Origin of the sequence: Pseudonocardia sp. Ae150A_Ps1, assembly GCF_001932315.1 — a bacterium.
GTDB lineage: Bacteria > Actinomycetota > Actinomycetes > Mycobacteriales > Pseudonocardiaceae > Pseudonocardia.
On the sequence record NZ_MCIJ01000001.1, the window covers coordinates 4,534,500 to 4,552,232 of the forward strand.

Sequence of the window (17,733 nt, forward strand, 5' to 3'; positions counted from 1 at the left end):
CCCCGGTGCTGGAGGCGCGCGGCGTCGCCTTCGCCTACCGCGACGGGCCGCCGGTCCTCGACGGCGCCGACCTCGCCGTCCGCACCGGACGGCGGCTGGCCGTGCTCGGACCGAACGGCGGCGGCAAGACGACGCTGTTCCGGTTGCTCCTCGGGCTGCTCGAACCGGCCCGGGGCGAGGTCCTGCTCGACGGTGCCCCGCTCGACCGGTCCCGCCGCGGGCTCGCCCGGCTGCGCGAGTCCGCCCAGCTCGTGCTGCAGGACCCCGACGACCAGCTGTTCGCCGCCGACGTCGCGCAGGACGTCTCGTTCGGCCCGCTCAACCTGGGCCTGCCCGACGCCGAGGTCGACGCCCGGGTCGGCGAGGCGCTGGCGGCCGTGGGGATGGCGGAGCTCGCCGACCGGCCCACCCACCGGCTCTCGTTCGGCCAGCGCAAGCGGGTCGCGATCGCGGGCGCGCTCGCCGTCCGGCCGCGGATCCTGGTGCTCGACGAGCCGACGGCCGGGCTGGACCCGGCCGGGGTGGAGGAGCTCGTCGCCGTCCTGGGCCGGCTGCACGACGAGGGCACCGCGGTCGTGCTGTCCACGCACGACGTCGACCTCGCGCACCGCTGGGCCGACGACGTCGCCGTCGTCCACGACGGGCGGGTGCGCCGGGGGCCGTCGGCCGAGATCCTGGGGGACACCGGGCTGCTCGCCGCGGCCCGGCTCGGTCCCGCCTGGGCGCCCGCGGTCGCCCGGCTGCTCGCCGCCGCCGGGCACCGCGGGCCGGCCCCGCGCACCGCGGCCGAGCTGCACGACGTGCTGACCGCCCTTGCGCTGCGAGAGGAAATAGCGAGAGGGTCACGCCGTGATCGACCCGGACCGGGCCGGAGGCCCCGATCTCAGCCTCCCCAACCCCGCCCGCGTCTACGACTACATGCTCGGCGGCGCGCACAACTTCGACGCCGACCGTGCGTTCGCCGAGCGCCTGCTGGAGGCGCTGCCCGGTGCCCGCGACGCCGCCGTGGCCAACCGGGCCTTCCTCGGCCGCGCGGTGCGGGCCTGCCTGGACCGGGGCTGCCGGCAGTTCCTCGACCTGGGCTCCGGGATCCCGACGGCCGAGCCGCTGCACGAGATCGTCCGCCGGCACGATCCCGCGGCCCGGGTCGCCTACGTCGACAGCGAGCCGGTCGCGGTCGCGATGTCGCGGGAGATCCTCGACGGCGTCGACGGGGTGACGATCTCGGCCGCCGACCTGACCGACGCCGACTCCGTCCTCGCCGCCCCCGGCGTCGCGGACCTGTTCGATCCCACGGTGCCCACCGCCGTGCTCGCCGTGTCGGTGCTGCACTTCGTCCGCGACGACGCCGTCCTCACCCGGCTCCTCGACCGCTACTGCGACGCCTTCGGGCCCGGCGGCCTGCTCGTCCTCTCGCACGGCAGCACCGACGTCGACGACGAGCGTGCCGCCGAGGAGATGCGGACGATCGAGCGGTTCACCCAGGAGAGCGCCCAGCCCGCGGCCGCCCGGGACCGCGCGACCCTGCGCTGTCTGCTGCACCGGGTCGACCTGCTGGAACCGGGCCTCGTCGACGTCAGCCGGTGGCGCCCCGAGCCCGGCCACGAGCCGGGCCGGGTCGTCGGCATGTACGCCGCCGTGGGCGAGATCGCCCGCTGACCGGCCCGGCCCGGAGCCGCCCGCCCTCGCACAGCCCCTTGGCAGCCGCACAGGTCCACGGGCAGCCGCACAGCCCCTCGGCAGCCGCACAGGTCCACGGGCAGTGGCACAGCCCATCGGCAGCCGCACGGGTCCACGGGCAGCCGCACAGGTTCGGGCTCGTGCGGGAGGCCCGGACGCTGTGCGGCTGTGCCGTGCTAGTCGCGGTAGGTGCCGGGGCGCTTCTCCAGGAACGCCGACACCGCCTCCTGCAGGTCGGCGGAGATCAGCTGCCCGCCGTTCCAGGTCGCGATCTGGTCGAGGGAGTCGGCGACCGTGTGGTCGCGGGCGTAGGTGATCGCGTACTTGGTGCCGCGCATCGCCAGCGGGGACTTCGCGGCCAGCTCCGCCGCGAGGCCCGCGACACCCTCCTCGAGGGCGGCGGCGTCGTCGTAGACGCCGTTGACCAGCCGCAGCTCCCGCGCCTCGGTCCCGGAGACCGGGCGGCAGGTGTAGGCCATCTCCCGCGCGACGCCCTCGCCGACGATCCGCGGCAGCCGCTGCAGCACGCCGACGTCGGCGGCGAGGCCCATGTCGACCTCCTTCAGCACGAAGGACGCGTCGGCCGTCGCGTACCGCAGGTCGCAGGCCACGGCGAGGTCGAGACCGGCGCCGAGGCAGACGCCGTGCACCGCCGCGATCACGGGCGTGCGGCAGCGCTCGACCGCCGTCAGGCAGTCCTGCAGGTCGAGGATGACCCGCCGCAGCCGGTCCGCGCCGTGCCCCGGGGAGTCGTCGGCGGCGGTCTCCTTCAGCCCGCCCAGCATCGCCACGTCGATGCCGGAGCAGAAGTGCCGCCCGTTGCCGCTGATCACGACGACGCGGACGGCCGGGTCGTCGTCCAGCGCGCGGAGCGCGTCGCGCAGCCCGAACCACATCGGCTCGTTCAGCGCGTTCGCCGCCTCCGCGCGGTCCAGCCGCACCCGCGCGACCCCGTCCGCCACCTCGACCGCGATGCCCGTCGGCTCGCCCATGCGCACTCCCTCGTGTCCGATCCGGTCCGACCCGGAGGCTACCGCGGAGTAACCCCGGCCTGACAGGATGCGTCGGTGCGGCAACGGGGCGCGGGGGACCGGACGTGGTGGGTGGCGTGCGGGCTGCTGTTCGCGACGGCGTTCGGCACCAACGTGCCGACGCCGCTGCTGCTCGTCTACCGGACCGAGCTCGATCTCGCGCCGTGCACGCTCGCGGCGATCTTCGGCGTGTACGCGCTGGGGCTCGCGCCGTCGCTGCTGCTCGGCGGGCCGGCGTCGGACCGGTTCGGGCGGGTCCGCGTGCTGCTCCCCGCCTCGGTGGGGGTGGTGCTGGGGTCGCTGCTGTTCCTCGGCGGGGCGTCGGCGCTGTGGCTGCTGTTCGCGGCCCGCTTCGTGCAGGGCCTCGCCTCGGGCGCCGTGTTCTCGGTGGGCAGCGCCTGGCTGCAGGACCGCGCCGGTGCGGACGGTGCCGGCCGGGCCGCCCGGGCGGCCTCGGTGGCCCAGACCGCGGGGTTCTGCCTGGGTCCGCTCGCCTCCGGGCTGCTGGCCGCGTACGGGCCGTTGCCGCTGACCCTGCCCTACCTCGTCCACGTCGGGCTGCTGGTCGTGGCCGTCGCGGCCGTCCTGGTCACCGTCGGGACGGGGAGCCCGCCGGTGGGGGTGGTCCCGCGCGGGCTGCTGCCGCGGCCCGGGTTCGATCCCGCGGCCCGGCGGACGTTCGTCCGTGTCGTCGTCCCGACGGCGGTGTGCGTGTACGCGTTCCCGTCGGTCTCGGTGACGGTGCTGCCGCTGCTGCTGCCCGGCGCGTCCGGGCTGGTCGCCTTCACCGGGCTGCTCGCCGCGCTGACCCTGGGCACCGGGACCCTGGTGCAGCCGTTCGCGCACCGCCCCGGGGCGCGGGCCGGCGCCCTGGGCGCGGCGCTCGGCGCGCTCGGGTTCGCCACCGGCGTCGTCGCGGCCCTCACCGGCTCGGTCGTCGCGGTCGCGGTGGCGGGGATCCTGCTCGGTGCCGGGGGCGGGCTCTGCCTCAACGCCGGACTGACCCTGGTGGGGCGGCTCGCGCCGGCGTCCGGCCGCGGCGCCGCGAACGGCGTCTTCTACACCGCCGCCTACCTCGGCTTCGCGACGCCGTTCCTGGTGACGGCGTCGGCACCGGTGCAGGCGCTCGCCGTCCCGCTGGCCGTGCTGGTCGCGGTGACGGTGGCGACCGCGGCCTGGCTCGCCGCGCGCGCCGGGGACACCGCCTCCTGACGGACCGGCCGTCCTAGGCTCGCCGGGTGCCCGACCTGACCAGCACCGCCAACCCGCGCGTCAAGAACCTGGTCCGGCTGCGCACCCGCCGCCACCGCGACGCCGCGGGCGTCACCCTCGTCGAGGGGCACGACGAGCTGTCCCTCGCCCTCGACGCCGGGGTCCGGCCCACCGAGGTCTACTGGGCCCCCGACCTGGTGCGGTCGGAGGACCTGCTGGAACGGATGCCCGGCGCCCGCGCGACGTCGGTGACCCGCGAGGTGTTCGCCCGCATCGCCTACCGCGAGTCCCCGGACGGCTGGCTCGCGGTCGCCCCCGCGCCGGGCCGCCCGCTCGACGAGCTGGAGCTCCGGCCGGACGCGCTGGTGCTCGTCGCCGAGGGGATCGAGAAGCCCGGCAACGTCGGCGCGATGCTGCGCACCGCGGAGGCGTGCGGGGTGGACGCCGTGGTCATCGCGACCCCGGACCGGGCCGGGACCGACTTCGCCAACCCGAACGTCGTGCGGGCGTCGAAGGGCACGGTGTTCGCGGTGCCGGTGGCGTCGGCGCCGACCGCGGAGGTCCAGGAGTGGCTGCGGCGCCGCGGCGTGCGCAGCGTCGTCACCACCCCGGCCGGGACGACCGAGCTGGGCCGGGCCGACCTCACCGGCCCGACGGCGCTGGTGATCGGGACCGAGGCGACCGGCGTCACCGGGCCGTGGCTGGCGGGTGCCGACGCCACCGTCGTCATCCCGATGCGCGGCACCGTCAACTCGCTCAACGCCTCGATCGCCGCCGCGGTGGTGCTGTTCGAGGCGGTCCGGCAGCGCTCGGGTACGTCAGCAGGCTGACGCGGCGCGGACCGCGCTCTGCGTAACCTCGCGGCATGCCGACCGTGCGCGACGTGCTGGTGGCGCTCGTCGTGGGTGCCGCCGCGGTCGCCGGTGCGCTGTTCGCCGACCCGTCCGGCCGCCCGCTGCTGCCCTGGGGCGCGGTCCTGATCGCACTCGCCACGCTGCTGCTGTGCTGGCGGAGCCGCCACCCGGTGCCCGTGCTCGTCGCGGTGATGGTGCCGACGGCGCTCTACTGCTGGCTCGACCATCCCGACGGTCCGGCCTCGCTGCTCGTCGCGGTCGCCGTCTACACCGTCGCCAGCCGGGTGAGCTGGCCGCACGCGGTGCTCACCGGGGTCCTCGTCGTGCTGGCGTGGACCGGTACCGAGCAGCTGATCGTCGGCCCGCCGCCGGAGCTGCACCTCGACCACTACTCGTGGATCGTCGTCACCGTCGCGCTCGGTGTCGCGGTCGGAGCGGTGCGCCGGGCCGCCGAGGCGTCGGCGGGGCGGGCCGAGGAACGGCTGGTCCGCCGGGTCGAGCAGGAACGGCTGCGGATCGCCCGCGACGTCCACGACGTCGTCTCGCACAGCCTCTCGATGATCGTCGTGCAGGCCGGGGTGGGCGCGCACGTGGCGGCCCGCCGCCCCGAGGAGGCCGTCGCGGCGCTGGAACGCATCCGCGACGCCGGCACCGACGCCCTGCGCGAGCTGCGCGGCACCCTCGCGCTGCTGCGTGATCCCGCCGACCCCGGTGCCGACCCCGGCGATGGTGACGGAACGGCCCGGGACCGGCACGCCGGCGGGCTCGACCGGCTCGACGAGGTCGTCCGCGCCGGGCGGGCCGCCGGGATCACGGTGACCGTGGCCGGGGACGCCGGTGCGCTCCCGCCGGAGGTGGACCGGGCCGCGTTCGGCACCGTGCGGGAGGCCGTCACCAACACCGTCCGGCACGCGCCGGACGCGTCGGCGGTGCGGGCCACGCTCGACCGGCACGGCGACCTGCTGCACCTGCGGATCAGCGACGACGGCGGCCCGCCCGCCCCCGCGGGGGAGCGCGGACGCCCGGAGGGCCAGGGCCTGCGCGGCCTCGCCGAACGCGCCGCGGCGCTGGGCGGGCGGTGCACCGCGGCACCCGACGGGGACGGGTTCGTGGTGACGGCGGAGCTGCCGGTCGCGATCCGGACCACGCCGGCGGCGGGAGGTGCGGCGGGTGCCTGACGTGCGGGTGCTGCTCGCCGACGACCAGCCGCTGATCCGGGCCGGGCTGCGGGTGCTGCTGGAGACCGAGGACGGCTACGCGGTCGCCGCCGAGGCCGCCGACGGCGCGGAGGCCGTCCGCCGGGCCCGCGAGACCCGGCCCGACGTGGCGCTGATGGACGTCCGGATGCCCGGCACCGACGGTCTCGACGCCCTCTCCGTGATCACCGGCGACCCGGAGCTGGCCGGGACCCGGGTGATCGTGTTGACCACGTTCGACCTGGACGACTACGTCTACCGGGCGTTGCGCTCCGGGGCGAGCGGCTTCCTGCTCAAGGACACCGACCCGGTGGCGCTGCTGCGCGCGATCGACCTCGTGCACGCCGGGGAGGCGCTGCTGGCGCCGTCGGTGACCCGGCGGCTCATCACCGAGTTCGCCCGGCACGGGCCCGCCGCCCCGCCGGGCACCGACCGGCTCGCCGTCCTCACCGGACGGGAACGCGAGGTACTCGCCCTCGTCGGGCGCGGGCACACCAACGGCGAGATCGCCGCCCAGCTGGTGATCAGCCCGGCCACCGCCCGGACCCACGTGGGGCGGCTGCTGACCAAGCTCGGCGCCCGCGACCGGGTGCAGCTCGTCGTCATCGCCCACGAGACGGGTCTGGTGGGGCAGCGGCGCTGACCCCGGCCCGGGTCCCGGGGTCGTACGCCCGGGCGCGTAGCCGCGGGTGACGTCGTCGCGCCGACGCGCCGGGACCGGTGTCCCGGCGAGGCTCGGTCCCATGACCAGAGCGTTCACCCGCCGGGGCTTCCTCGCCTCCGCGCTGGCCGGAGCGGGCGCCGCCGCGGGCGGCATGCTGCTGCAGTCGTGCTCGCGTGCCCCCGTCTCGGCACCGCGCCCCGCACCGGTGCCCCGCCCGCTCGCGGTCCCGCCGCTCGCACCCTCCACGGTGGACGGCGGCGTGCGCACCTTCCGGCTGACCGCGGCGCCCGGGACGAGCGGGTTCCTCGCCGGCCGGGACACCCCGACCTGGGGATACGACGCCCCGTTCGGCGGCCCGACCCTGCGCGCGGCCCGCGGCGAGCGGGTCCGCGTGCACGTGACCAGCCGGCTGCCCGAGCGGACCTCCACGCACTGGCACGGCATGGTGCTGCCCGCCGCCGCCGACGGCGGACCGTACAGCCCGATCGAGCCCGGCGCCACCTGGAGTCCGGAGTGGACGATCGACCAGCCGGCGGCGACGCTCTGGTACCACCCGCACCCGCACCCGCACGGCGTCACCGGGCGGCACGTGCACCGCGGCCTGGCGGGGCTGTTCGTGATCGACGACAGCGCGGACGGCGCAGACGGCGGCATCCCGCTGCCGCACCGCTACGGCGTGGACGACGTGCCCGTCGTCGTCACCGACCGGGTGTTCACCGCCGACGGCGCGTTCGACGAGGCGCACCGCAACGCCCACGGCCTACTCGGCGACACCCTGCTGGTCAACGGGACCGTCGCGCCGTACCTGGTGGCGACGACAGCGCGGATCCGGTTGCGGCTGCTCGACGCCTCACCGGCCCGCTGCTACCGGTTCGCCCGCTCCGACGGGCGCCCGCTCGTGCTCGTCGGCACCGACTCGGGCCTGCTCCCGGCCCCGCGCCCGGTCCCCGACGTGCTGCTCACCCCCGGCGAGTGCGCCGAGGTGCTGCTCGACCTCGAGCCCGGACGCCCCGTGATCCTGCGTTCGGTCCCGCACGACCTCGGCGCGGTGTCCGGCACCGAACGCACGATCGGTGCCCGCGACACCCGCGACGTGCTGCAGATCCGGCCCGCCGCCGTGCTCGCGCCCGCACTGCCGCTGCCGGACCGGCTGCCGCACGAGCCCGGCCCGGAGCCCGCGCCGGGAACGAGGGTCCGGAGGTTCGAGCTCGGCGACGACACGATCGACGGGAGGTCGATGGACATGACCCGGATCGACGAGGTCGTCCCCGCCGGCGCGGAGGAGGTCTGGGAGCTGGCGAACGTCCACTCCCGCCCGCACAACCTGCACGTCCACGACGCGCGTGGCCAGGTGCTGTCCGCCGCGGGCCGGCCGGTGCCCGCGGCGGAGCGGTGCTGGAAGGACACGGTGTACGTCCCGCCGCGGACGACCACGCGGGTGCTCCTGCGCTTCGGCCGCCACCCCGACCCGGCGGTGCCGTACATGTACCACTGCCACCTGCTCCACCACGAGGACCAGGGGATGATGGGGCAGTTCGTCGTGGTGCCGCCCGGGACCGCCGACGTGCCGCGGACCCTCGCCGCCGGGGTGGGCGGCCACCATGGCTAGGCCGCTCGCCGCCGTCCTGTTCCGGGTGTGGGCGGTGTTCCACGGGCTGCTCGTGCTGGCCCAGGTCGGGGCGGCCGGCGCGCTGCTCGACGCCGTCGGCCCGGCACTGGCCTGGCACGGCGGCATCGGGGGCTCGCTGATCCTCGTCGCGATGGTGCAGACGGTGCTCGCGGTCCCGGCGGTGTGGCCGGGCGGGATGCCGGTGTGGCCGCTCGCGGTGAGCGCGGTGCTGGTCGTCGCCGACACCGCGCAGGTCGCGATCGGGCACGCGGGGCTCCTGACGCTGCACGTCCCGCTGGGGATCGCGGTCGTCGTGACCCAGGTGGTGGTGGCGGTGCGGGCGTTGCGCCCGGCCCGGCCCGCCGCGCGGACGGCGGACCGGGCGCCGGTGCTCAGGCCGTGACGCCGGTGAGCTCGGCCCGCAGCCGCTTCTTGTCGGTCTTTCCGATCCCCGTCAGGGGCAGCTCGGGGACGAAGCTGACCAGGGGGACGTACATGTCCCCGGCGCGCTCGGCGACCAGGCCGGTCAGGTCCCCGGCGGACGGCGCCGGGTCGCCCGCGACCACGGCGGCGTGCACGACCTCGGTGCCGTCGCCGTCCGGGACGCCGAACACCGCGGCCTGGCGGACGCCCGGGTGCTCCATGAGGGTGTCCTCGAGCTCCGAGGTGTACACGTGCCCGCCGACGACGATCACCATGTCCTTCACGCGGTCCACGAGGTGCAGGTAGCCGGCGTCGTCGAGCCGGGCGACGTCACCGGTCCGGACCCAGCCGTCGGAGATCGTGCGGGCGGTCAGCTCCGGCTGCTTCCAGTAGCCGTCCATCTCGGTGCCGGTGTGCACCCACAGCTCGCCGTGCTCGCCGTCGGCGACCCGGGCGCCGTCGTCGCCGGTGATCGCGATCTCGGTGCTCGGGACGATCCGCCCGACGGTGCCGAGGAGCTCCGGCTTCTCGTGCTCGGCGGGGGTGAGGATGCTGATCCCGCCGGCCTCGGTCTGGCCGTAGAACTGGGTGAGGACCGGCCCGATCCGCTCGTGCGCCTCCGCGATCCGGCGGGGGTTCGCGGGCGCCCCGCCGTAGAGCAGCGAGCGCAGCGACGACAGGTCGGTCTCGTCGAGGCCGGGGTGGTCGAGTAGCCGGTACAGCAGCGGCGGGAGCAGGAACGAGTGCGTGATCCGCTCGCGCTCGACGGCGGCGAGGAAGTCGCCGGCGTCGAACCGGTCGAGCAGGACGACCGTCCCGCCGCCGGTGAGCATCCGGTCGGCCACCCCGCCACCGGCGTGCGCGACCGGCGTGGCGACCAGCATCCGGGCCGGGCCCTGCGGGGTCAGCGGCTCCATCGCCTCGCGCAGCCGGGCCGCGCGGGTGTGGTGGTCGAAGGTGTAGGTGATCCCCTTCGGGTGGCCGGTCGTGCCGCCGGTGTGCCGGATCTGCTCGACGTCCTCCGGGCGGGCCCGCCCGCGGACCGGCTCGGTGGACGCGGCGGCGGACTCCGCCAGGACGTCCTCGCGCCCGGCGACCGTGCCCAGCGCCAGGACCTCGGCCGGCGCCGCGTGGTCCAGGACCGCGGCGGCCTGCTCCGCCTGCGCCGCGTCGACGAGGACGAGTGCGGGCTCGACGTCGTCGACGATCCGGGCCTGCGCCGCGGCGGCCAGTCCCTCGTGCGGCTGGGTGACCCCGGCACCGAGGAGGTTCACCGCGTAGCGCGCGATCAGCGCCTCGGGCGAGTTCCCGGCGAGCAGCGCGACGACCTGGCCGGGCCCGACCCGGCCGTCGAGGGTGTGCGCGAGCCGGTGCACGGTGTCGGCGACGTGACCGGCCGTCAGGCGTCGGTCGCCGTGCACGAGGGCCTCGCGGTCTCGTCCGGTCTCCAGGGCGTCCAGCAGTTCCTCGACGTCGGTGTGCGCGCCGGTCGGCATCGGTGGTTCCTCCAGGTGGTTCGTGTCCGACGGGATCGTTACCAGACGCAACGATCGACACGGGCCCGTGCTTCCGGAAGGTGAGCCGATCGACACCTCTCGCTTCGTCGCCGGGCCCGCGGGGTACCCACCCGCCATGACGACGATCGGGAACCAGGTGTCGGGGCTCTGCCTCGGGACGAACGTGTTCGGCTGGACCGCGGACGAGGAGACGTCGTTCGCGCTGCTCGACGCGTTCGTCGGCGCGGGCGGGTCCATGCTGGACACCGCCGACTCCTACATGGCCGCCGCCGAGGGCAACTCGGGCGGCGAGTCCGAGACGGTGATCGGCAACTGGCTCGCCGCCCGGCCCGGGATGCGGGACCGGGTCGTGCTCGCGACCAAGGTCGGGCAGCTCCCCGGCCGCCAGGGGCTCGGCCCGGAGAACGTCCGCGCGGCCGCGGAGGACTCGCTGCGCCGGCTGCGCACGGACCGGATCGACCTCTACTACGCCCACGTCGACGACGAGGCGGTGCCGCAGGAGGACTACCTCGCCGCGTTCGACGGGCTGGTCCGGGACGGGAAGGTCCGCGAGATCGGGGCGTCGAACTTCTCCGCGGACCGGCTGCGGTCCGCGCTCGCGGTCGCCGGCGGCACCGGTGGGGCCCGGTTCACCGCGACCCAGCCGCACTACAACCTGATGGAGCGCGGCTACGAGGCCGAGGAGGCACTCGTCGCCGAGGCCGAGGGGCTCGCCTGCTTCCCGTACTTCGGTCTCGCGAAGGGGTTCCTCACCGGGAAGTACCGGGCCGGTGACACCGCCGCGGTCGACTCCGGCGTGACCAGCGGGCCGATGGCGCGGGCCCGCGCCGAGGGGGCGCGGGCCTACCTCGCCGACCCGCGGGCCGAGAAGGTGCTGGCCACCCTGGACGAGATCGCCCGTGCCCGCGGCGTGGCGGTCCCCGCCGTGGCACTGGCCTGGCTGGGCGCCCAGCCGACGGTCGCCGCGCCCATCGCCAGCGCGCGCACGACCGCGCAGCTCGACGCCGTCCTCCCGGCGCTGACCCTGACCCTGGAGCCGGTCGAGCTGGCCGCGCTGTCCGACGCGAGCGCGCCGGCCGCGTGACCGCCGCGGCGCCGGGGCTACGCGGCCAGCGCGAGGTCCCGGCGCCGCTCGACCCGCTCCATCCGGACGGCGACACCCAGCGCCACCAGGCCGAGCAGGGGCAGGACGGTGGCGGCCGCGGCGGGCGACGTCCAGCCCCAGCCCGCGGCCAGCACCGCGCCGCCCAGCGCCGCGCCGAGCGCGTTCGCCACGTTGAACGCGGCGTGGTGCAGGGCGGCGCCCAGCGTCGGGCCCTCCCGGCCGGCGTCCATCAGGCGGGTCGCCAGCGCCGGGGTCGTCGCCGTCGTCGTGAAGGCCAGTGCGAACAACGTCACCAGCGCCATGACCGCCGACGACGCCGTCACCGCGAACACCGCCATCGACAGCGCCGCCGCGCCGAGCCCGGCCGCGATCGTGCGGACCGGCGCCGCCTCGGCCATCCGGCCCCCGGCCTGGTTGCCCAGCGTCATGCCCAGTCCGTACACGGCGAGCGCGAGCGGCACCGCGGCCTCGGCGAGACCGGAGACCTCGGTGAGGATCGGGGTCACGTAGCTGTAGACGGCGAACGAGCCGCCGAACCCGGTCGCGATGACGGCCATCGTGATCCACACCTGGCCGCGGCGCAGGGCCGACAGCTCGGCGACGACCGAGCCGCGGCGCTCCTCGCGCACGTCGGGGACCAGCCACCACACCGCCGCCATGGTGACGACGGCGATCGCGCCCGTCGCCAGGTAGGCAGCGGGCCAGCCCGCCGCCTGTCCGAGCCAGGTGGCCCCGGGCACGCCGACGATGTTCGCGATCATCAGTCCGCTCATCACGGTCGCGATCGCGCGCGGCCGCCGCTCCCGCGGCACGAGCGACGCGGCCAGCACCGACGCCGTCCCGAAGTAGGCGCCGTGCGGCAGCCCGGCCAGGAACCGGGTCCCGACGAAGGTGCCGAACGTCGGCGCGAACGCCGAGGCGATGTTGGTGACCGCCAGCGCGGCGGCCAGCACCAGCACCAGCCGCTTGCGCGGCCACCGCGCTCCCAGCACGGCGAGCACCGGGGCGCCGACGACGACCCCGAGCGCGTAGGCGCTGATCGCGGTGCCGGCCTGCGGCACCGTCGCGCCGAGATCGGCGGCGAACGCCGGCAGCAGGCCCATCGAGGCGAACTCGGTGGTGCCGATCGCGAGCCCGCCCAGCGCCATGGCGAACAGCGCGGGGCCGGGCTTTCCGGTGGTGGAGGAGGGGGTGGGAGAGTGGCCGGAGCGCGCGGGGTAGTTTTTCATCGCGTCACGAGGATAAAGGCCGCGCGCCCGGAGGTGTCAAACGAGATGGGGGCGGTGTCAGCCGGTTCACGTCCCGGCCGGGCCGAGACCGACCGCTGGCGGGCCACCGCGGAGGCCCTGCGGGAGGTCCGGCGCGAGCCCGGGCTGACCCGGGTCGAGCTGGCCCGGCGGCTGCGGCTGGCCAGCGGGTCGGCCACCGAGATCGCGGGCCGGCTGCGCGACCTGGGCTGGGTGGCCGAGGAGCGCGCGCCGTGCGGGGGCCGCGGCAGGCCCACCACCCGGCTCGTCCCGGCGCCGGGCGGGCCCGCCGTCGTCGCGGTCGACGTCCGGTTCGAGGACTGGCGGGCCGGGCTCGCCGGTCTCGACGGGGAGCCCGTCGCCGTGCGGTCCGGGCGGCACACCCGCCGGGACCCGGAGACCGTCGTCTCCCGGCTGGCCGCGGTCGTCGGCGAGCTGGTCGCGGAGCATCCCGGCCCGGTCGTCGCCACCGGCATCGGGGTCGCCGCCACGATCGTCGACGAGCACCTCGCCCAGGGCGCGGGCCAGGGCTGGAGCCCGCTCGACGTCCGCCGGATCGCCGCCGGGCACGGCCTGCCGGTGCTCGTCGGGAACGACGCGAACCTCGCCGGTGTCGCCGAGGTGCGCGACGGCGCCGCCGCCGGGGCGGGCACGGCGCTGTTCCTCACGGTCGAGGTAGGCATCGGCGGCGCCCTGCTGCTGCGCGGGCGCCCGCAGACCGGCGCGCGCGGTGCGGCGGGGGAGTTCGGGCACCTGCCGTTCGGGGACCCGTCGCTGGAGTGTGCGTGCGGTGCCCGGGGATGCTGGAACAACGGCACCGACGGCCGGGCGCTCGCCCGGATGCTCGGGGAACCCGAGCCCGACGACCCGTACTCCTACACCGGCCGGGTGCTCGACCGGGCGGCAGCCGGGGACGCCGCCGCGACGTCGGTGGTGACGTCGGCGGCCGCGTCGCTCGCCCGCGGCACGGCCGGCCTGGTCAACGCGCACGACCCGGAGGTCGTCGTGCTGGGCGGGCTCGCGCCCGCGCTCCGGGCCGCCGCCCCGGAGTCGTTCGCCGTCGCCTACGACGCCGGGCTGATGGCGTTCCGCCGGACCGAGCCGCCCCCGGTGCACGACGCCGCGCACGGTGCCGACGGCGTCCTGCGGGGAGCGGCGGCCATCGCCCTCGACCACGCCACCTCCCCGGCCGGGCTGGCGGCCCGCGCGGGCTGAGCGGTCACGGCCGCGGGATAGACCGCAGGTTGCTGCGCGCCAGCTCGATCATCTTCCCGACGCCGCCGTCGAGCACGGTGCGGGTCGCCGCGAGCGCGAACCCGCGGACCTGCGCCGCCGTGACGTGCGGCGGGATGGACAGCGCGTTCGGGTCGGTGCGCACGTCCACCAGGGACGGGCCGTCGTGGTCGAGCGCCGTGCGCAGTGCCGGCCGGACGTGGTCCGGGTCCTCCACGGTGACGGCGTGCGCGCCCGCGGCACGGGCGATCCCGGCCAGGTCGGCCGGGCCGTGGTCGGTCTGGAACGACGGGTAGCCCGCGACCATCATCTCCAGCCGGATCATGCCCAGCGAGCCGTTGTTGTACGCGACGACGGTGAGCGGCAGCCCGTGCTCGACGGCGGTCAGCAGCTCGCCGAGCAGCATCGTGAGCCCGCCGTCGCCGGACAGCGAGACCACCTGCCGTCCGGGGAACGCGCTCGCCGCGCCGATCGCGTGCGGCAGCGCGTTGGCCATCGTCCCGTGCCGGTAGGAGCCGATGATCCGGCGCCGGCCGTTGGGGGTCAGGTAGCGCGCGGCCCACACGTTGCACATGCCGGTGTCGACGGTGGCGATCGCGTCGTCGGCCATCTCGTCGTCGAGGACGTCGGCGACGTGCTCGGGGTGGATCGGACGCAGGTCGGAGACCTTCCGGGTGTAGGCGCCGACGACCTTCTCCAGCGCCTCGGCGTGCCGGCGCAGCATCCGGTCGAGGAAGCTCCGGTCGGTCCGCGCCGTGATCCGCGGCAGCAGGGCGGCCAGCGTGGACCGGGCGTCGCCGTGCACGCCGAGCTCCAGCACCGTGCGCCGGCCCAGGTGCGCGGCCTCGGCGTCGATCTGGACGGTACGGGCCTGCGGCAGGAAGTCGTCGTAGGGGAAGTCGGTGCCGATCAGGATCAGCAGGTCCGCCTCGTGGGTGGCCTCGTAGCAGGCGCCGTAGCCGAGCAGCCCGCTCATGCCGACGTCGTACGGGTTGTCGTACTGGATCCACTCCTTGCCGCCGAGCGAGTGCCCGATCGGGGCCTGCACCGCCCCGGCCAGTGCGAGCACCTCGTCACGAGCGCCCGCGATCCCCGCACCGACGAACAGCGTCACCGACGACGCCCCGTCCACCAGCCGGGCCAGCTCGTCGACCTTCGCCGGGTCCGGGACGACGGTGCCGGACGGCGTCACCAGGTCCGAGTGGCCGGTGTCGTGCGTGGCCGGCTCGGCGCTGACGTCACCGGGCAGCACCAGCACCGAGACGTCGCGGCGGGCGATCGCGCTCTGCATCGCCATCCGCTGCATCCGCGGCATCTGCTCCGGACGGGAGATCAGCTCGCAGTAGCCTGAGCACTCGGCGAACAGGTGCTCCGGGTGGGTCTCCTGGAAGTAGCCGGTGCCGATCTGCACCGACGGGATGTGCGAGGCGATCGCCAGCACCGGCGCGCCGGTGCGGTGCGCGTCGTAGAGGCCCTGGACGAGGTGCGTGTTCCCGGGCCCGCAGCTGCCGGCGCAGACGGCGAGCCGTCCGGTCAGCTGTGCCTCGGCGGCCGCGGCCAGCGCCGCGCCCTCCTCGTTGTGCACGTGCACCCAGCGGATCCGGCCGTCCCGGCGGATCGCGTCGGCGAGCGGGTTCAGGCTGTCCCCGACCAGTCCGTAGATCCGTTCGACGCCCGCCTGGTGCAGCAGCTCGATCATCTGGTCGGCCACGGTGCGGCTCACCGGCACGCTCCCTCCACTCGGTCCGTCGGGTGCAGGGTCCCCCGCTCACCGCTCGTCGAACCGCCGTGTGGTGTGCCGGCCGCGGCAGCCGGTCGGTTCCCGTCACGCCGGCCGCCCGTACATCACGATCGGCGTGTCGGAATCGGTCCACGCGGTGCAGTGCCCGCGATGTCGATGTACATTCCACCCACATTCCGGAAGGGAGGATGATCGAATGATCATTCTGGGACTGATCTTGCTCGTCGTAGGGTATTTCCTGAACATCGGACTGCTCACCACGCTCGGCGGCATCCTGCTCGTGATCGGCGTGATCCTGGTGATCCTCGGTGCGATCGGCAAGCCGGTGGGTGGTCGGAAGACCTGGTTCTGACCAGGCCGATCGTTTCCCGGTGAGGTCCGGGTGGCGGTCGGCTCGCGACGGGTCGAGGGGCGTGGTCCCGGGGAATTCCCCCGGAGTCACGCCCCTCTCGCATTCCAGGTCGGCATCGGCCCGGGAATTCATGTTTCGCCGGTCGTCCCGGGGGTACCGCGACGTCATTCCCGGGGTACTCGATCATGAATTCCGGGGAATGTCACCGGACGCCCAGGATTGCGCGGGCGCGGGCGCGGGCCGGGGAGGCCGGGGTCGCGCCGGCCGACTCGATCACCCGCAGCGCCCCCTCGACGAGCTCCCGGTTGGACGGTGCCGACCCCGCACGGTCGTGGAAGTCCTCCAGTCCGACCCGCAGGTGCCCGCCGCGCCGCACCGCGAGCTCCGCCAGGCCGGACCCGACGACGTCACCACCCAGGACAGCCACCGACCACGGCAGGCCGGACGGCTCCAGCAGCTCCAGGTAGGCCTCCAGCGCGGCGGGCGTCGGCGGGAGCCCGAACTGCAGCCGGTCGGCGAAGTAGAGCTTCACGATCGCCCCCCGGCGGCACCCGGCCGTGCCGGTGCAGGGTCAGTGTGGTCCGCAGGAAGCCCGGCTCGAAGATCGAGATGCTGGGCGCGGCGCCGAGCTCGGCGGTGCGGGCGAACATGTACTCGGTGTCGGCGAACGAGTTCTGGTACGGGTCGGGCGCGGCCGCCGCGGGACAGGTCCCGTCGTCGAGCAGGCCGACGTTCACCGAGCCCGGGTCGACGAGCGTCAGCCCGCCCATCCGGCGCCGGGCGAGCTCCTCGACGTGCGCCCAGCGGCGCCGCACCGGGACGTCCCGGGCGCCGGCCGCCATCGTCGGGTAGAGCAGGGCGTCGGGGTGGCGGGCGAGCACCGGTTCCCACGCCTGCACGTACGGCTCGACGGCGTGCACCCCGTCCCGGGTGAACATCGGCTCGTCGTTGTGGTTGTGCACGATCGCGGCACCGAGGTCGAGCGCCTCCATGGCCTGCTCGGTGACCTCCCCGGGGGTGCGGGGGACGTGCGGGTTCTGCTCCCGCGTCGTCGTGCCGTTCAGGGCCGCTTCGAGGATCACCGTCGAGTCCACGCCGGTCAGCATCCCGATCCCGCCCCGGCCTCGTCGAGATGCAGCTCGGCGTCGCCGGGAGATCGACGACTCGCGCTGACCTGCATCTCGGTGCGGGCCGGACGTGCCCGGACGGACCGGCGGGTGGCGCGGCGCGGCCGTCCGGTGGGGGGTCGTAGGGTCCTGCGCGTGACCGGGATCCGCCGTCGTGCCGCTGTCGTCGCCGCCTCCGTCGCGGTCGTCGCCCTGGTGGCCGGGTGCGGCGACCCGCCCGAGCCGCTGACGGACGGCCCGGCGGGCGCGGCCCCCGCCGACGGGCTGACCCGGGTCGTCGATCTCGCGGCCGAGCGGGCGGTGCTGTCCGACCGCGTCGCCGCCGCCAAGGCCGGTACCGGGCAGCCGGTCACCGACCCGGCCCGGGAGAAGGTCGTCGTCGACGACGCCCGCGCCGACGCGGCCCGCGACGGCGTCGATCCCGAGTGGACCGCCCGGGTGTTCGCCGACCAGATCGCGGCGAGCACCCAGGTGCAGGAGGACCTGCTCCGGCGCTGGACCGAGCAGCCCGGCGCCCGCCCCGCCCCGGTGGACCTGGCGCAGGTGCGCCCGGAACTCGACCGGATCGGCGACGAGCTGGTCGCCGCGCTGAAGCTGGCGACGCCCGCCCGGGCACACGAGGACTGCGCATCGTCGCTCGCGCAGGCCGCGGTCACCCGGTCGGCGACGCTCGACGACGTGCACCGGGCCGCCCTCGGCCGCGCCCTGATGTCGGTCTGCGACGGCACCCCGGAGTAGCCGC

General features: G+C 75.9%; 17 protein-coding genes and 1 pseudogene. 12 read left to right on the forward strand and 6 right to left on the reverse strand.

Features of this window, described 5'->3' with window-relative positions; translation table 11 throughout:
* Positions 1-5: 5 nt before the first annotated feature.
* Positions 6-593 (forward strand): annotated as a pseudogene (locus Ae150APs1_RS21335) (ATP-binding cassette domain-containing protein); the annotation flags it as partial.
* 256 nt (positions 594-849) lie between these two features.
* Positions 850-1,659 carry an SAM-dependent methyltransferase gene (locus tag Ae150APs1_RS21340; protein WP_075299871.1) on the forward strand — a complete coding sequence of 270 codons (810 nt, stop codon included), beginning with the start codon at positions 850-852 and terminating at the stop codon, positions 1,657-1,659.
* 197 nt (positions 1,660-1,856) lie between these two features.
* Here the strand turns inward: Ae150APs1_RS21340 and Ae150APs1_RS21345 are convergent, their stop codons facing one another.
* Entirely contained in the window at positions 1,857-2,672 is an 816-nt protein-coding gene (locus Ae150APs1_RS21345) for a crotonase/enoyl-CoA hydratase family protein (RefSeq protein ID WP_075299873.1), read from the reverse strand.
* A 75-nt stretch (positions 2,673-2,747) separates the two neighbouring features.
* Between Ae150APs1_RS21345 and Ae150APs1_RS21350 the strand changes: the two genes are divergently transcribed.
* The 6 genes from Ae150APs1_RS21350 to Ae150APs1_RS21375 all read left to right on the forward strand — a co-directional run bounded on the left by Ae150APs1_RS21350 (position 2,748) and on the right by Ae150APs1_RS21375 (position 8,649).
* Entirely contained in the window at positions 2,748-3,923 is a 1,176-nt protein-coding gene (locus Ae150APs1_RS21350) for an MFS transporter (RefSeq protein ID WP_139317628.1), read from the forward strand.
* A gap of 26 nt (positions 3,924-3,949) precedes the next feature.
* Entirely contained in the window at positions 3,950-4,753 is an 804-nt protein-coding gene (locus Ae150APs1_RS21355; RefSeq protein ID WP_075299877.1) for a TrmH family RNA methyltransferase, read from the forward strand.
* 35 nt (positions 4,754-4,788) lie between these two features.
* Entirely contained in the window at positions 4,789-5,955 is a 1,167-nt protein-coding gene (locus Ae150APs1_RS21360) for a histidine kinase (protein ID WP_075299879.1), read from the forward strand.
* Positions 5,939-6,616 (forward strand): response regulator transcription factor, encoded by a 678-nt coding sequence (locus Ae150APs1_RS21365; protein WP_075299881.1) that lies wholly within the window; start codon positions 5,939-5,941, stop codon positions 6,614-6,616. The genes Ae150APs1_RS21360 and Ae150APs1_RS21365 overlap by 17 nt, the downstream gene beginning before the upstream one ends.
* 100 nt (positions 6,617-6,716) lie before the next feature.
* A complete protein-coding gene (locus Ae150APs1_RS21370; protein WP_075299883.1) occupies positions 6,717-8,246 on the forward strand; it encodes a multicopper oxidase domain-containing protein in 1,530 nt (509 codons plus the stop codon).
* Positions 8,239-8,649: a hypothetical protein gene (locus Ae150APs1_RS21375; RefSeq protein WP_075299885.1), complete on the forward strand. Its 411-nt coding sequence runs from the start codon at positions 8,239-8,241 to the stop codon at positions 8,647-8,649. Before Ae150APs1_RS21370 ends, Ae150APs1_RS21375 begins: the two co-directional genes overlap by 8 nt.
* Here Ae150APs1_RS21375 and Ae150APs1_RS21380 read toward each other — a convergent pair.
* A complete protein-coding gene (locus Ae150APs1_RS21380; protein ID WP_075299887.1) occupies positions 8,639-10,165 on the reverse strand; it encodes an AMP-binding protein in 1,527 nt (508 codons plus the stop codon). The two genes, Ae150APs1_RS21375 and Ae150APs1_RS21380, sit on opposite strands and share 11 nt — an antisense overlap.
* 136 nt (positions 10,166-10,301) lie before the next feature.
* Between Ae150APs1_RS21380 and Ae150APs1_RS21385 the strand changes: the two genes are divergently transcribed.
* Positions 10,302-11,270 (forward strand): aldo/keto reductase, encoded by a 969-nt coding sequence (locus Ae150APs1_RS21385; protein ID WP_075302373.1) that lies wholly within the window; start codon positions 10,302-10,304, stop codon positions 11,268-11,270.
* A gap of 17 nt (positions 11,271-11,287) precedes the next feature.
* Here Ae150APs1_RS21385 and Ae150APs1_RS21390 read toward each other — a convergent pair whose 3' ends face one another.
* Positions 11,288-12,520: an MFS transporter gene (locus Ae150APs1_RS21390; RefSeq protein WP_083680276.1), complete on the reverse strand. Its 1,233-nt coding sequence runs from the start codon at positions 12,518-12,520 to the stop codon at positions 11,288-11,290.
* 45 nt (positions 12,521-12,565) lie between these two features.
* Here Ae150APs1_RS21390 and Ae150APs1_RS21395 point away from each other — a divergent pair, with 45 nt between their 5' ends.
* Positions 12,566-13,753, forward strand: a complete 1,188-nt coding sequence (locus Ae150APs1_RS21395; RefSeq protein WP_083680277.1) for an ROK family transcriptional regulator — start codon at positions 12,566-12,568, stop codon at positions 13,751-13,753.
* A gap of 4 nt (positions 13,754-13,757) precedes the next feature.
* On the opposite strand, the gene Ae150APs1_RS21400 is transcribed toward Ae150APs1_RS21395, so the two are convergent.
* Positions 13,758-15,494: a pyruvate dehydrogenase gene (locus tag Ae150APs1_RS21400; RefSeq protein ID WP_075302379.1), complete on the reverse strand. Its 1,737-nt coding sequence runs from the start codon at positions 15,492-15,494 to the stop codon at positions 13,758-13,760.
* 214 nt (positions 15,495-15,708) lie between these two features.
* Here Ae150APs1_RS21400 and Ae150APs1_RS32205 point away from each other — a divergent pair, with 214 nt between their 5' ends.
* On the forward strand, positions 15,709-15,864 hold the full coding sequence (locus tag Ae150APs1_RS32205; RefSeq protein WP_010226402.1) for a hypothetical protein: 156 nt from the start codon (positions 15,709-15,711) through the stop codon (positions 15,862-15,864).
* A 202-nt stretch (positions 15,865-16,066) separates the two neighbouring features.
* On the opposite strand, the gene Ae150APs1_RS34395 is transcribed toward Ae150APs1_RS32205, so the two are convergent.
* Entirely contained in the window at positions 16,067-16,372 is a 306-nt protein-coding gene (locus Ae150APs1_RS34395; protein ID WP_254850177.1) for a 3-keto-5-aminohexanoate cleavage protein, read from the reverse strand.
* Positions 16,272-16,958 (reverse strand): 3-keto-5-aminohexanoate cleavage protein, encoded by a 687-nt coding sequence (locus tag Ae150APs1_RS21405; RefSeq protein ID WP_254850126.1) that lies wholly within the window; start codon positions 16,956-16,958, stop codon positions 16,272-16,274. The genes Ae150APs1_RS34395 and Ae150APs1_RS21405 overlap by 101 nt, the downstream gene beginning before the upstream one ends.
* Before the next feature lie 168 nt (positions 16,959-17,126).
* Between Ae150APs1_RS21405 and aroQ the strand changes: the two genes are divergently transcribed.
* A complete protein-coding gene (aroQ, locus tag Ae150APs1_RS21410) occupies positions 17,127-17,729 on the forward strand; it encodes a gamma subclass chorismate mutase AroQ (RefSeq protein ID WP_202968835.1) in 603 nt (200 codons plus the stop codon).
* Positions 17,730-17,733: the final 4 nt, after the last annotated feature.